We start from the raw sequence: 471 nt of genomic DNA on the forward strand, positions 1-471 counted from the left end.
TACCATCGCTTCGCGCTGAGCGCATCTGACGTTGAGGATCTGCTGGCCGAGCGAGGCGTAATTGTAAGTCGTGAAGCAATGCGGCTGTGGGTAAACCGCTTTGGTTGTCACTGCAAATTGCATCTGTAGAGATCGCCCTCGACCGAACGATAAGTGGCATTTGGACGAGGTCGTGATCACAATCCGTGGCAAGAAGCCTTGACCTTGGCGAGCGATCAGCGCGAATGGCTAGGCTATTGATATTATTGTACAAACGCGCCGGAACGGCAAAGCCGCAAAGCGCTTTTTCCAAAGACTAGTTGCCCAGTTTGGCGAGCCAAGGGTCGCCATCACTGCCCCTGCTGTTATCAGCTCTCCGCAACTTCATGCCGCCACGCCCGCAATGATGCGTTCAGCCTCTGGGTCAACTTGACCGCTGAAATGGCGGCATAATCTATTCTTGGCCCATGTTTCACAATCAACTGGCAACAA

Annotated in this window: 1 pseudogene; it reads left to right on the forward strand. The window is 53.5% G+C overall.

The window, feature by feature from the left end:
• A pseudogene (locus tag AC3Y7R_RS16835) lies at window positions 1-334 on the forward strand (DDE-type integrase/transposase/recombinase); the annotation flags it as partial.
• Window positions 335-471: the final 137 nt, after the last annotated feature.

The sequence above is a fragment of the Litoreibacter sp. genome (assembly GCF_058136045.1).